At 40.1% G+C, this 15,476-nt stretch carries 11 protein-coding genes; 10 read left to right on the top strand and 1 reads right to left on the bottom strand.

Features of this window, described 5'->3' with window-relative positions; translation table 11 throughout:
- Positions 1-23: 23 nt before the first annotated feature.
- From PSF42_RS10405 to PSF42_RS10365, 9 genes are all read left to right on the top strand, one after another.
- Positions 24-1,268, top strand: coding sequence for a styrene monooxygenase/indole monooxygenase family protein (locus PSF42_RS10405; RefSeq protein WP_125892956.1), 1,245 nt, complete (start codon positions 24-26; stop codon positions 1,266-1,268).
- 14 nt (positions 1,269-1,282) lie between these two features.
- The gene (locus PSF42_RS10400; protein WP_254879814.1) at positions 1,283-1,822 is read left to right on the top strand and encodes a flavin reductase family protein; all 540 of its coding nucleotides are present in this window, start codon (positions 1,283-1,285) and stop codon (positions 1,820-1,822) included.
- 10 nt (positions 1,823-1,832) lie between these two features.
- Positions 1,833-2,615 (top strand): cyclase family protein, encoded by a 783-nt coding sequence (locus PSF42_RS10395; protein WP_125892954.1) that lies wholly within the window; start codon positions 1,833-1,835, stop codon positions 2,613-2,615.
- A gap of 3 nt (positions 2,616-2,618) precedes the next feature.
- Entirely contained in the window at positions 2,619-4,232 is a 1,614-nt protein-coding gene (locus tag PSF42_RS10390; protein ID WP_272679979.1) for a phytoene desaturase family protein, read from the top strand.
- 71 nt (positions 4,233-4,303) lie between these two features.
- Positions 4,304-5,200 (top strand): SphA family protein, encoded by an 897-nt coding sequence (locus tag PSF42_RS10385; RefSeq protein WP_272679978.1) that lies wholly within the window; start codon positions 4,304-4,306, stop codon positions 5,198-5,200.
- Positions 5,201-5,734: 534 nt separating this feature from the next.
- Positions 5,735-6,361: a fimbrial protein gene (locus tag PSF42_RS10380; RefSeq protein WP_125892948.1), complete on the top strand. Its 627-nt coding sequence runs from the start codon at positions 5,735-5,737 to the stop codon at positions 6,359-6,361.
- A gap of 59 nt (positions 6,362-6,420) precedes the next feature.
- Positions 6,421-7,125: a fimbrial biogenesis chaperone gene (locus tag PSF42_RS10375; RefSeq protein ID WP_213914399.1), complete on the top strand. Its 705-nt coding sequence runs from the start codon at positions 6,421-6,423 to the stop codon at positions 7,123-7,125.
- Between the two features lie 18 nt (positions 7,126-7,143).
- A complete protein-coding gene (locus PSF42_RS10370) occupies positions 7,144-9,627 on the top strand; it encodes a fimbria/pilus outer membrane usher protein (RefSeq protein ID WP_272679977.1) in 2,484 nt (827 codons plus the stop codon).
- Positions 9,618-10,613, top strand: coding sequence for a fimbrial protein (locus PSF42_RS10365; RefSeq protein ID WP_125892941.1), 996 nt, complete (start codon positions 9,618-9,620; stop codon positions 10,611-10,613). The genes PSF42_RS10370 and PSF42_RS10365 overlap by 10 nt, the downstream gene beginning before the upstream one ends.
- A gap of 904 nt (positions 10,614-11,517) precedes the next feature.
- Here the strand turns inward: PSF42_RS10365 and PSF42_RS10360 are convergent.
- Positions 11,518-12,525, bottom strand: a complete 1,008-nt coding sequence (locus PSF42_RS10360) for an AraC family transcriptional regulator (protein ID WP_125892939.1) — start codon at positions 12,523-12,525, stop codon at positions 11,518-11,520.
- Between the two features lie 748 nt (positions 12,526-13,273).
- On the opposite strand from PSF42_RS10360, the gene PSF42_RS10355 reads away from it, so the two are divergent.
- Entirely contained in the window at positions 13,274-15,472 is a 2,199-nt protein-coding gene (locus tag PSF42_RS10355) for a thiamine pyrophosphate-dependent enzyme (RefSeq protein WP_248467518.1), read from the top strand.
- The last annotated feature ends 4 nt before the right edge of the window (positions 15,473-15,476 follow it).

Raw genomic sequence — 15,476 nt, 5'->3', positions numbered from 1 at the left:
ACTATTTTGTAGAGGAAAATACTATGCGTCGAATTGCTATTGTAGGTGGTGGTCAAGCGGGTATGCCATTAGCTTTGGGTCTACTCAATAAAGGTTATGAAGTCACGGTTGCAACAAACCGGACTCCAGAAGATGTTAAAAATGGCCGAGTGATGTCGAGCCAGTGCATGTTCGATATTTCACTGCAATTTGAACGTGATTTAGGGATTAATTTTTGGGAAGAGCAATGTCCGCCAGTTGAAGGCATTGGTTTTACCGTGCCTAATCCCGAAAAAGCAGGCGAAAAAGTGATTTCTTGGCGTTCGCGCCTCGATAATTATGCCCAAGCCGTCGACCAACGTATCAAAATGCCTTACTGGATGGAATTATTTGCTGCTCGTGGCGGTAATTTACGGATTGAAGATGTTGGCGTCGCAGAGCTGGAGCACTTAGCGCAAACGCACGATTTAGTTGTGTTAGCAGGTGGGAAAGGGGAAATTGTTAAATTGCTTGAGCGCGATGCCACCCGTTCACCTTATGACAAACCACAGCGCGCCTTGGCACTGACTTATGTGCATGGCATGTTACCAACACCGGAATTCTCTCAAGTTTCTTTCAATTTGATCCCCGGTGTTGGCGAGTATTTTGTATTCCCATCACTGACGAATAGCGGTGATTGCCACATCATGGTGTTTGAAGGGATCCCTGGTGGGCCGATGGATCAGTGGAATGAAGCGCGTACTCCACAGGAACATTTGGCTTACAGTAAAAAAATTCTCAATACCTATTTACCTTGGGAAGCAGAGCGTTGCCATCATGTTGAGTTAACTGATGAGAATGGCATTCTAGCCGGAAGATTTGCACCAACAGTGAGAAAACCGGTGTTAACGCTACCATCAGGCAACATTGTATTTGGTCTTGGTGATGCGTTAGTCACCAATGACCCACTAACGGGGCAAGGTTCAAATAATGCCACCAAGGCTTGTAAAGTCTATTATGACGCTATTTTAGCCCATGGTGACAAGCCTTACACTGCCGAGTGGATGAATGACACATTTGAGCAGTTCTGGAAGTATGGCCGCCATGTTGTGGAATGGACCAATTCCTTACTCGCCCCTCCTGAGCCCCATATTTTACACTTATTGGATGCAGCCCAGCAGTTGCCATCCTTAGCACATACCATCGCAAATGCCTTTAATTACCCGCCCGTATTATTCCCTTGGTGGAAAGATGGGGCTGCCTGTGAGGCCTATATTCAATCGCAAATGATGGAAGAAGCGCGAGCTTAATGGGGGATATCAGTATGTCTATGATTGCAGAGGATACACTCATGTGTGATAGGGAATGGGGCGATACCGAGTTTGAATCAAAAATATTGCGTAATCTGCTGGGCTGCTATCCAACGGGGGTTGCGATTGTTACCACCCGAACTGCAGATGGCCGTGATGTTGGGTTGACTATCAACTCGTTTGCATCGCTATCACTTGACCCACCACTAGTGCTATGGAGCTTAGTGAACCATTCACCAAACTTATCCGTATTTCGTGATTGTGCTCATTTCACTATCAATATATTAGGTCACGGGCACCAAGAACTTGCAATGCGTTTTGCGAACCCGCGTATCGAAAATAAATTTGAAGATGTAGCAATTCACCTTACACCAGAAGGGATCCCTGCATTGCACGGGGCGATAGCGACATTGGTATGTGAAAACCATAAACAAGACACGATTGGCGACCACTTATTGATGGTGGGGCATGTTCGCCGTATCGGCAGTGAAGCGGGGAAACCGTTAGTGTTTCATGGCGGTAGTTTTACTGCATTACATGAAGACCTTAAGTGAGGAAGAGACGATGAACCAGCAAACATTAATGGCATTTTCAGCACAGTTGCAGCAAGGAAATATTCAAGTTATCGACCTGACACAAACTTTATCGCCTTCATTTCCAGCCCTGCAATTGCCTGAGCAATTCGGGCAAGTCTGGTCATTTAGCATGGAACAGATTTCTCGTTATGATGATAACGGCCCTGCATGGTATTGGAATAATTTTAGTTGCGGAGAACATACCGGAACGCATTTTGATGCACCAATTCATTGGATTAGCGGTAAAGACCAAATCAATAATACGGTGGATACCATTCCAGTGGAAAACTTTGTAGCGCCAGCCGTTGTAGTAGATGCCAGTGCGGAAGTGGCTCAAAACCCTGACTGGGTGTTAACTGTCGAGTTTCTACAAAAGTGGGAAGAAAAGCACGGCACAATTCCTAAAGCTGCTTGGGTGCTTTTTAGAACTGATTGGTCGAAAAAGGCGAATGACCCGGTTGCCTATGTCAGTATGCGTGAAGATGGTGCACACACACCGGGGCCATCCCAAGAAGCGGTAGAGTGGCTCATTCACCAACGTGATGTTAAAGGGTTTGGTGTTGAAACTATCAATACGGATGCAGGGCAGTCATATAGTTGGCCGGTACCTTACCCTTGCCATACTTTAATGCATGGTCACAATAAATATGGCCTGCAATGTTTGACGAACCTCGACAAACTGCCTGCGACAGGTGTCGTGATTGTTGCTGCGCCACTTAAAATTGAAGGTGGCTCAGGCAGCCCATTACGTGTACTTGCACTTGTGGGGTGAGGTATGACAACAAACTCAACCCCTCAGGTAATTGTGGTGGGCAGTGGGATGAACTCCTTAATGTGTGCCGCCTTGTTGGCGGTACGTGGGAAATCAGTCCTTGTTCTTGAGCGAAATGACCGCTTAGGGGGCTGCATTCGCACTGAAAATTTATTTGAGGGCTATACCCACGATCTCCTTTCTTGTTGGTACTCCTTATTTGTTGGTAGCCCTGGCTACCAAGAGCTCGAACCCTATTTAAAGCCGTATGGATTAGAGTTTGCTCAATGTGATTATTCAACGGGGTTAGTGCAACCGGATGGTCAATCGATTGCATTAAAACGGGATATTTCTGAAGCGGCTAAGCAGCTCGACCAGTTGGCTCCGGGTGATGGTCTTGCATTTCGTAAGATGGCAGACCAGCTATTTACACAAGATGCAGCGCTCACCTTTGGCCTATTAGGGCAAAACCCATACAGCGCTAATATGTTGAAATTATTGTTCTCTGAATGGCGCAAACGCGGGGTCGATGGCTTGCTTGATTTTGCAAAAGCCGGAATAGAAAGCTTTCGCCGTTGGTCAGAACGTGAATTACAGCACGACTTTAGCCGAGCTTTGATGGCGCCGTGGGTATTACATACCGGACTTGGGCCGGATGAAGCCAGTTCTGCATTAATTGGCAAATTGACTTTTGCAGCGGTGGTGGCTGGTGGTATGCCAGTGGTGAGAGGTGGCAGTTCTCGTATCGTGGAAGCGTTTGCAAAGGTTATTGAAGCGAACGGCGGCAAACTAAAAACGGGTATGCATGTTGAAAAAATCATCACCCAAGGTGAGGGGAAAAATCAACGGGCAACCGGTGTGAAGGTGAATGGGCAAATCATTGCAGCCGCTGAAAGCGTGGTTTGTAACGTTACCCCAACACAGTTGTATGGTTCATTACTCGAAAATATTTCGCCACAAGTGAGGGAAAAAGCGAGAGGTTACCGCTATGGGCGTGCAGGTATGCAAATTCATTTTGCTTTAAGCGCCCCTCCTCCTTGGTGCAATCCTGAGTTGTTAAATGTACCACTGGTGCATTTCACTGAAAGCATGGAGCAGGTGTGTTTGTCGGTGACACAGGCAAATAATGGTTATTTACCCGATAAACCGACATTTGGTATTGGCCAACCGACTGCACTTGATCCCAGTCGAGCCCCCGATGGCGGGTGGATCTTATGGATCCAAATGCAAGAGTTACCTCGAGTTTTAAAAGGGGATTCTGCTGGTGAAATCTCAATACCCGATGATGGACGTTGGAATGAACAAGTCAGAGAAGCAGTTGCCGACCGAATTCAACAGCGTTTAGAGCTTGTAATGCCTGGCTTTTCTCATTTGATCGTGGGACGCAAGGCAATCTCTCCCGCTGACCTAGAAAGCTACAACTGTAACCTTGTGGGTGGCGACCCTTATTCAGGAACCTGCTCCCCCGATCAGTTTTTCTGGTTGCGCCCTTTCGCAGCGACTGGCCAGACAAAGACGCATCAAACCGCGGTCAAAAACCTCTTTCATATCGGCGCTTCAACACACCCAGGTCCCGGTTTGGGGGGCGGTTCAGGTTACCTTGTTGCCCAGAAATTAGCAGTCAAACGCAGGACATAATAAATCCGCAAAGGATTTGCGGCATAACAGGTAAAGCACACACAGTAAGACAACCCACTATGGCAGGAAACATGATGAAAAAAATAACAATCAGTAAGCTTGTAGCAGGTTCGTGTCTCAGCGTACTTTCGTTTGGTGCGATTGCCACTGAAGGTGGCGGTTTAGGGGTATATCCCGATGGGTTAGAAAACTTTATGTCAGGGGCGCTGCCACCGCAAGGGGTACATGTACTGATGTATGGGGGAAATGCCCATTATGACAGCGTTCGTGACAATAAAGGGGATAAAATACCGGTTCCAGGTTTTAGTGTGAATGTTAACGTATTGGCACCGCGTTTTATTTGGGTGACTGATCAAAAAGTTTTTGGTGGTGATCTGGCTTTCCATACCATTTTGCCGTTGCTAGATGTGACCGCAAAAGCGGCAGGCCAAAAAGAGACCAGTCGGGGTCTCGGTGATGTGACTTTTGGTCCTGCTTTAGGTTTTCATCCTTTAGCTGATTTGCATTATGTTGTGGGATTAGATGCCTATGCACCGACAGGTAAATACAGCAAAACGGATCCATCTAGCCTTGGAAGAAATTATTGGGCATTACAGCCGGTTTGGGCAATTAGTTATATACCGCCTGTTGGTGTAAATGCAGATTTGAAAATGATGTATGACTTTAACTTTCGTAATAACGATACAAAAACCCGGTCAGGGCAAGCATTTCACGCTGATTATGCACTAGGGTGGGGATTTGGTAATGGTTGGGTGGCAGGGGTTGGCGGCTATGCATTTTTGCAAATGACTGATGATAGCGGCCCAAATTCAGCACAAGGCAAAGCTCGCGCATACTCAGTAGGGCCTTCGATTCGTTATGCAAACCCTCAGGGGTGGTTATTTACTGCAAAATGGGAAAAAGATTTTGAAGTTAGAAACCGGCCTGAAGGTTCACAAATTTATTTGAAAGCATCAATTCCATTTTAACTCATTATAGACACGTCTTTTCTCTATAACGCCATATAGTTTTAATACTATATGGCGTTACGCTTATTAATACTTAAACTTATAGTAATTGTACGCATTTTTAATTTTCTTTATTATTTTTAATTTAAAGTATATACACGTATTTTCTATGTATAAAAACTTAAGTAATATATTAAGGCTATATCCATTTTAGTGTATTTTCTTATCCCGAATTTTCTCCTGCATTTAATTCTTTTAAATAATTAAGTTTCTATCTTTATGTTTAATTTGATTATTTCCATAACACCCTTAAATAAACATTAAATGTCAAATAAAACATTTAATTTAGTTTAATTTTATGTATTATGATTAATGTCATCCAGAGTACGGTTGTTTTAAATCTGGTTTTTTATCATGAAGTAATATCTAGTATTAGTTTTCAAAATATTAATAAAGAAACATCTGCTAACATTCATTAATAATTAAGCGCTCTACTTTGGGTTTGTTTAATTAAAATCTAATGTAAATACTGCTCTTTAATTAGAGGGACATATCATGAAAAAACTATTATTAACTGCGATGATTACAACAAGCTGTTTTTCATTAAATTCATTTGCCGCAACCGATACTGTTGGTGGTGGTCAGGTGAATTTTTTTGGTAAAGTTACTGATATTTCTTGTACTATTTCAGTTGATGGTCAAGGAAGTAACGCTAGCGTATATTTAGCGCCAGTTTCAATTAAAGAAGTGAAAGCCGCCGCTGCTTTTACATATTTAAAACCGAAATCATTTGTTATTGATGTAACAAACTGTACTCAAACAGCAACATCAACACGTGCAGACGTTGATGTTAAATTAGATATGAAACGAATTGGTGTATATTGGAATGGCGGTAATATACTACAGAATCCACCTACAGGAGCAGAGGGATATTTAGCAAATACAGAGTCAACAGGAGCTAAAAATATCCAGCTTGTGTTAGCAACAAAAGGTGATTCTTCTTTATCCGGCACTAAAATTATCCCTGGTGATCCAAATCAAGCAAAAGTTGTTACAGACTTAACATCGATTAAAGATGGTGCTCGATTTACTTATTTTATTGGCTATTCAGCACCAAGCCCTTCTATTGTGACAACGGGTTTAGTTAATAGCTATGCAACCTATGAAATAACGTATAAGTAATTTTTGCATTTTTGTTATAATAGGCGGTAGTTTTACTACCGCCTCTAAAAGAGGTGAAAATGAAAATACTGAGTTTATTAAATATTTCTTTGTTGTTTATTTGTCATTTTTCTTTTGCCAATAATATCATTGTTAATGGTACTCGGTTTATTTACTCTGAAAATGACAAAGAAATTACGGTCCAACTAAATAATACAGCAAATAGACCTGCGGTTGCTCAAGTTTGGCTTGACGAAGGTGACCCGAAGGCCCTTCCAGAAACAATTAAAACGCCTTTTCAAATAACACCACCAATATCCAAAATTTCTGCAAATGGCGGGCAAACAATTCGGATAAAATTGGTTGATAGAACATTATTGTCCACAGATAAAGAAACGTTATATTGGTTAAATTTATTGGATATTCCACCAATTACAAAATCAGAAAGAAACGCTGAGCAAAATATGCTACAACTCGCAATTCGCTCTCGCTTTAAATTTATGTATCGTCCGAAAAAATTGGGTAGTAGAGAGTTAGCCCCTGAACAGTTACAGATTTTTTCTGGTAAACAAAATATCCAAGTTAAGAACCCCACTCCCTTTTTTATTACAATCACTGCGATTAATGACGAGAAGAAAACACTTAATACCGAAGCATTTATGTTAGCGCCGGGGGAATCTCAAACGATCAAAATTAATGGCGTCGTGAATTCAGGAGATAATATAACAATCAATAATATTAATGATTATGGTGCAGAGGTTCCAGCAAAAATAAAAGTAAAATGATCGGATGCAAGGATGAATATGCGATTTAAAAAAAATAAAGCTATTTTTTTCACATTATCGATTGTTCCCATATTGGTTGTAACCAGTGAAGTTCACGCTGAAGAACAAAGCTCAGATGAAATATATGAGTTTAATAGTGGTTTTATTGTCGGCAGCCAGGAAAGTATCGATCTTACCCATTTTAATGAAAATGAATTAAGGGAAGGGCTTTACTCAATTGATTTTTATGTTAATGGCTATTGGAAAGGTCGACATGAAATTCAATTAAGCAAAAGAGATAAGCAAAATATAGCAGCCTGTTATTCAAATACTCTATTAATGAGTTTATCAATTAACACTACCGCATTGAATCCAACTCTCAGTCGTAGTGAACAACCGTGTGGTTTTCTGAAGGAATGGAACAACGATAGTAATATTAAGGAAACTTTCGACCCGACTAGCCTCAGGTTAGATTTAACGCTACCTCAACTCTATATCATACAGTCACAAGCTGGCTATGTGCCACCTGAATTCTGGGACAAAGGAATTCCTGCATTAAATACAGCGTATCAAGCTAACTTTTATAGTAATAACCTTTCAGACTCATCCATTGAACGCTATTCCACGATGTATCTTGGCATTAATTCGGGTTTTTCATATAACGGTTGGCAATTAAAACACATCGGTAATGCAGCATGGCAGGAAGGTGACAGTTTTCGATGGGATAGCAATCAAACTTATCTTCAAGCGCCATTAGTGTCTATGAAATCAACCATGATGATGGGGCAATTTTATACCGAAGGTAACTTATTTGATAGTGTGAGTTTACGGGGGGTGAAAATAGCAACGGATGACAGTATGTACCTTGATGGTGTTACAAATTATACACCGGAAATCCGTGGGATAGCCCAAAGTAATGCATTAGTTACTGTTCGACAAAATAACACCGTTATCTATCAAACGACTGTTCCTCCGGGGCCATTTAATTTACAAGATGTAACGCCGTCAGGTTATGGTAATGACCTTGAAGTGATTATCAAAGAAGCGGATGGAAGTGAAAGCTCTTTTTTTGTTCCGTATTCTTCATTACCCCAGCTCTTAAGACCTAAGTTTACCCGCTACCAAATAGCAACAGGTAAGTTAGATCAAAATAGTTATCATCACCGCCCTTATATTATTCAAGGGACATTACAGCATGGCTACAATAATTATTTCACATTCTATACGGGTATTAATGCGTATGATGATTATCAAGCGTACATGCTGGGTACTGCTATTAATACGCAAGTCGGGGCGTTGGCTTACGACATTACGAGTGCAAGAATGAAAACACAAAACCATCGAGAAAATGGTTTTAAGCATCAGTTAACACTAAATAAATTATTTTCAGATACAAAAACGAACTTTATTGTTAGCGGTAATGTTCGTTCAAATGAGTCTTACTATAATTTGAATGAATCACTTTATCTTATTGATAATGAAAAGCGCCAAACAACTAGCCAACTACGGCATGAAAAGAAAAGTCTCAATTACACCATTAACCAAGAACTCCCCGAAAGCTATGGTGGTTTTTATTTTACTGGGCGGATAGTTGATTATTGGGATGATAGGGACACTGAAAAACAATACCAATTTAACTATTATAATCATTTTGATAAGTTATCTTACTCCATTTCTTTTATACGGCTTTATTCCGACAATTATAATGATAGTAAAGACGACAGGATAAGTATTAACCTTAGCTATCCATTATATTTTGGTGATAACCAACATATTTCATTGACATCAAATACTATCTTCAATAACTCATCATTCGATGCAACCCAGCTAGGGATTAATGGTTCTCTCGATGAAGATAACAATTGGGTTTATGGCATAAACTCTTCTTTCTCAAATAATAGTAATAATAACATCGCATTAAATACGGCTTATAGAACGCCTTATTCTGCTTTAAATGCAAGTTATAGCCATGGAAAACGTTATCGTCAGTATGCTCTAGGCGCTAATGGTTCAATGGTGTTTCATGCCGATGGCGTCACTTTTTCGCCAAATATATCCCAAACGATGGCTTTGATAGAAGCGAAAGATGCTCAGGGAGCTTCAATTGTAGGATCTCCGGGGACTCATATTGATAGTCAAGGCTATGCACTTGCATCTTATATGCGCCCATATCGCGTCAATACCATTGAACTCGACCCTAAGGGAAGCTCAGAAGATATTGTTTTTCAAAATACACTTAAAAACGTAGTCCCTTATGAAGGGAGTATCGTTAAAGTCAGCTTTGGTACGAAAGTTGAAAAGAGCAAAGTATTTGAAGTTAAACGCATTAACAATCAACCACTTCCATTTGGCGCTGAAATTAAAGGGGACTCAGGAGCATCGATAGGCAGTGTCGGGCAGGGGAGTAATATATTTGTTAATGATGAATATGAAGGTAAGGCAACGGTTGTTTGGCATGAGGGGGAGTGCTCATTCTTGCTTAACAAACAAATTGAATTGAATAGGAACATAATATGCGAATAGTTTATTTATATTATTTTTCTGCTATTTTTTGCGTTAGCACTCCTGTGATGGCTGACTGTGTTCGCTCCTCAGTGCCCCCCGTCGACATTAACATGGAATTAGGTCGCGTGGTCGTGAGCCCTGAATTACCCGTTGGTACTATAATTCGGGAACGAACATGGAATATGGATATGGCAACATCTGTATGGGCTGAATGTAGCGGCGGTACGGTATTAGATGCAAAAGTTGTCGCTAGTAAGCCTATGTCTGGGGATAATATTATCGAAACGAATGTGCCTGGAATTGGCTTGCGGTTTATTCGTGATGCTGATGGCGGGAAGATAAAAATCACTTATCCCGGCCATTATACCGTGCCTGGGGAAGGTACAAAAAATGTTGTACTCGCGGGATCTACGTTTACCATTCAAGTGATTAAAATTGCAGATGTCACTGGTTCGGGGTCAATCCACCAAGGCGAGTACACTCGTTATGGTTATTTACCTGACTCGATATCTCCTGCATTGATTACACGTTTGAATGCTGATGCTATTACGATTGTTTCTCCTTCCTGCAAAATAACCTCTGGCGTAAACCAAAATGTAATAATGAAATCAGTGAAAAAAAGTGAGTTTACAGGTTTAGGATCAACCGCAGGTTTAACACCCTTTGCGATTACTATGTTATGTAGCGGCGGTGTTAATGCGTCCAATACATCTAATATTTATATGTCGTTTAATGGTGAACTTGCACCAGATACAAATAAAACTCAAGGTGTACTTGAAAATAGTTTAACAGAGCTTCAAGCGGCGGATGGGGTAGGGGTACAGGTTCTGACCAAAGAAGATAAACCATTGGAATGGGATAAAAATTATTTGGTAGGAAGTGTGGGAATACTTCAAGAAAAATCAATAAATCTTAATTACATAGCTAAATATTATCAATATAAAAAAGAAATAACACCAGGAAAAATACAAGCTAAGATGATTTTTAATATTTCTTACGATTAGTAAAAACATCTATAGTAAATATATCTATATTAATTAAATTGAAATGGTTCCCTAGTATTTTATTAGGGGATCATTTTTTTTGTTATTTTTATAGCGGGGTTTTTTTATCTAGTAGTTTGAATGTAAATGTATTTTTTACTTCTAAGATATAAATCAAATCGACAAAGTGTAATTATTTATTAGAAAGTGTGTTGACATAAAAATTTAACTTAGTATCATTCCGCTCGACTTAACTAAGGTCAAATATAATCTATTTTAAAACGTATTATTACTTATTTTTTAAATACGTTTATGGTTGTTAATTAATTTAATTTCACAGCAATGTTTTTTTCAACTCATTGAATTTTATTTTTAATTTGATATGTGATTGTATTCGGCCTCTACAAACCAATCTTTAAAATTAATTAAATGAATAGAGTGAGTTACAATGAAATTTATCGTTATATTATTCTCTTTTTTGTTTTCTTTTTTTACATACAGCATGGAAAATAGTGGAGGGAAGGTTTATTTTGGTGGGTATGTATTTGAAGAACCTTGTAATTATAAAACAACAGTTAACCATATAGTATTAACTTGTGATGAGAGGGATAATAATAAAAACCATTATTATCAAATTTCCTCATTAAATGAAAGTGAAACTAAGATTGATTCGATTAAAGTTTCGGATATTAATTTGTCTAAGATATCAATCAATTCTGCGATTACGACTATTTCATATAGGTAGTAATACCAGTAAATAAAGAATATACGTTGTCCTTTTCTACTTTCGGTTCTCATTTAGATCACCCCCCTCAATCTATAATTTAGAAAGGGGGGCTATTTTTAAAAGTAATACTGTAAATAGAAAATAATATATAACATTTTTGATATTAATTTTATATTGTTAAATGACTGTTATAGATAATTAGGCTTTTTTCATACTCTGACTTGGCGTTTCACCATAACGTTTTTTATACTCTGCGCTAAAGCGGCCCATATGGGCAAATCCCCAACGTAAAGCTACCCCAGTGACATTAGTTGCTTCTCCTGAAAGAAGTTCAGCTCGAACACGTTCCATCCGTAAGTCACGTAAATATTGCATCGGGCTGATATCTAAGAACTCTTTAAAACCCGCATATAAACTGCGTAAGCTGACGCCTGCAATATGAGCAAGCTGCTCAACAGTGATAGGTTCATGTGCGTGAGCTTCTAAATACTCTTGCACTCTGCGTACGTGACGAGGACGGATTGTTGACCTGCGCATTCCTGAGTCTTCGATATAATTATGGCCTTGAGTAGAAAGCAAAGTGACAGAAACCAATTGTTCAACCTGAGTCGTGATCAATTTATGTTGTAAGAGATCGGGGGTGCGTGTCGCACATTCAATCAGGTAATTCATCAGAGTGCGCCATGCAAAACAGGATTGCCAAGCAAAGCCTAACTCAAAAACTAAGGGTTTATCTAAAGTATGACCAAGTTGGCCCACTAACGATCTTTCAAGTAAAGAACGGGAAATACGCAACATAAACTGATCGTTATCGCTATTCCAGCGCATTATTGTTGATTCTTCAGGACTAAGAAGTGAGGCCATTTGAGGGGTTGATTCAAGACACTTTCCACCACTTTCGATGACCGCTGTACCTGATAGAGGCATTTGAACTAAAAAAAAGTCCTGTAGTTGCCCTGGAATAATGGATACATCGGCACCGTAGCGTAAGCGGCTTAAAGAAATATCCCCCATTGGAATATAGTGCATACGAGCATCAAGGCGCTGATGCGGGTTAAGCAAGTTAAATTGATGGGGTTTCATGACTCGACCAACCATCGATTTAATCTCTTCAGGATCTGCTGAGGTAAATAATAAACGCTCTGAAGAACAGAGCTGATTTTCAATCTGAGGTGCAGATGAATGGGACCACGAGTTGCTCAACATCGAAGGTACCTCCAAAATAGTTTATCAACCCTGCTCGATAGAATAATCAAAAGTGGGTCTGACTAATATTGCTTATTATGTATTTTTCTCAATGAATTCAATTAATTATTATATTTTATGGTGATTTTTTATATTTGGAAGGAGTGACTTTAACTTAAGCTAAATAGAATCTTCCTTCCTTAAATTGTTAACATTTTATTAATTATTTTTTAACCAAGTGTAGGTTGAACATAGCATAAACATATTTCCTTACCTAGATAAAAGAATGCAGATGCTATCCGAAAACTGCAAAAAAATAGGAACTGTGTGGTTATTGTGATAATGATAACAATATAAAAAATAAAGTTATTTCTATTTTAAAATAGCAAGTTATGCATGATTTTTCATATTATATTTTATGTTTGACTGGTTATTTTTTGTTTGGTTGAATTAATGCTCTAATTAATCGTTTTGTATTGATTTATTTCTCTGCTTGATGTGTTTTTGTGTGTGGTTTCTCTATTAAGCCAAGTTTTTCAATCTTTTTTGTTTATTTTATTGGTTTGTTTTTTCTACGTTATTTTATTGGAAAACTAATTTCCTAGCTGTTTTAACTCACTATTTGTCCCTTATCTGCAAGCCTTATCCACTCTCTGCATAAATCTAATTTACATGATTAATCATGGATTGACCTGTTATTAACAAAAGATATACAAGTAAGAAACACAATAAAGATAAAAACGTTCTGATGTTGATTGGTGAGGTTAAAATGGCTGAGCGATCGTTTGTACAAGAAGTTCAAAAATTACGGCAAGGGCAAGGTGAAACTTTCAGCGGTGAAGGGATCCTTGCTGTCACAAAAGCGCTGTTAGAGTCGGGTGTATCTTACGTTGCGGGATATCAAGGTGCTCCTATCTCCCATTTGATGGATGTCCTTGCTGATGCACAAGATATTTTATCCGAATATGGTATTCGTTTTGAAAATAGCGCAAGTGAAGCAACTGCAGCGGCAACTTTGGCAGCCTCAGTTAATTATCCACTACGTGGCGCTGTGACGTTTAAAGCAACCGTGGGAACGAATGTCGCGTCTGATGCCTTAGCTAACTTAGCTTCTGGTGGCGTGTTAGGGGGGGCTTTAATTATTGTTGGTGAAGATTATGGCGAAGGTTCTTCTATTATGCAGGAGCGCAGCCATGCTTTCGCAATGAAATCGCAGATGTGGTTACTCGACCCTAGACCCAACTTGCCGTCCATTGTTCAAGCTGTGAAAGACGGCTTTGAGCTCTCTGAAGCCAGCAATACACCTGTTATGTTACAAATGCGGATTCGTTCTTGTCATGTTCACGGGCAATTTGTTTGCGCAGATAATCAACCCCCTAAATTTACAGTGAAAGATGCACTCGAGAACCCAACTCGAGACGTTAGTCGCATAGTATTACCCCCCGCTAGTTTCTTACATGAAAAAGAAAAAATTGAAGCTCGCTGGCCCGCTGCAATTAAATTTATTCAACAGCATAAGTTAAATGAATTTTTTGCAGAAGACTCGGATGATGTTGGAATTGCGCTACAAGGCGGTTGTTACAACACGTTGATCCGCGCATTAAATCAGCTAGGGCTAGCGGATGTTTTTGGTAATAGCCAAATTCCTTTATATGTGATGAATGTGGCTTATCCATTGATTGATGATGAATTTGAACGTTTTTGTCGTGATAAAAAAGCCATTCTAGTCTTGGAAGAAGGCCAGCCAAATTTTGTTGAGCAAAATGTGGCGAATATTTTACGTCAACGCAAGATTGATATCGCCCTACATGGCAAGGATATGCTGCCAATGGCGGGGGAATATAATACGGCAACAGTACTTGCGGGGCTACGTTCGTTTTTTGAATGCTATGGAAAGATAGCTCCACAAGTCAAAGCGGCTGCAAAACAGATCCGTATCCCAACGATCAATATTGCCACTCAAAAATCTGAAGACTCTTTACCTGAATATGTTAATGCGGCGGAGCCAACATTAGATGAGTCTGTCCATGCGCGCCCACCAGGGTTTTGCACAGGTTGCCCCGAAAGGCCTATTTTCACTGCGATGAAATTGGTGGAACGTGAACTAGGCGAACACCATGTCAGTGCAGATATCGGCTGTCATTTATTTTCTATTCTACCGCCCTTTAATTTGGGGAATACCACCATGGGTTATGGGCTAGGAGGCGCAGGGGCTGCAGCTTTGAATGCAAAGGCTGGGAAACGTGCGATTTCAGTGATGGGAGATGGTGGTTTCTGGCATAACGGTTTAACCAGTGGCATTGCCAATAGTGTTTTTAATCGCAGTGATAACTTAACTATTGTGGTTGATAACAGCTATACCTCTGCGACAGGTGGGCAAGATATTCTCTCGTCGACAGCGTTGAATCCAACCCGTAGTACTGGTCATGAAATTGAAAAAGCGGTGAAAGGCGTGGGTGTTAATTGGGTGAAAACCATTAAACACACTTATGACTTAAAAACCATGACAAATACGTTACGTGAAGCTTTAACAACCGATGAGCAAGGGCCCAAGGTTCTGATTGCACAAAGCGAATGCATGTTGAACAAACAACGCCGCGAAAAGAAAAAGGTGCGTAGTGATGTTGCCGCAGGCAAACGAGTGGTACGTGAGCGTTTTGGTGTCGACCCTGACACCTGTACGGGCGATCACTCTTGTATTCGTTTATCTGGTTGCCCGTCTTTATCAATTAAACCTAGCCAAGACCCACTAAGAACAGACCCGGTTGCAACAGTGATGGATAGCTGCGTGGGGTGTGGGCTATGCGGTGAAGTTTCTCATGCTGCTGTTTTGTGCCCTTCTTTTTTTAAGGCCCAAATTATTACGAACCCTAATGGTTGGGACAAATTGCGCCATCGTGTACGCGGTTGGTTTATTGGCTATTTACAGCGTCGTGACGCACGTCGTCGTGAACAATTTAGTTTCTAAGGGG

The organism is Providencia sp. PROV032 (assembly GCF_028484875.1).
Lineage (GTDB): Bacteria > Pseudomonadota > Gammaproteobacteria > Enterobacterales > Enterobacteriaceae > Providencia > Providencia rettgeri_E.
The sequence above is the reverse complement of the archived record's forward strand: the minus strand, read 5'-3'. Positions and strand labels throughout refer to the sequence as shown.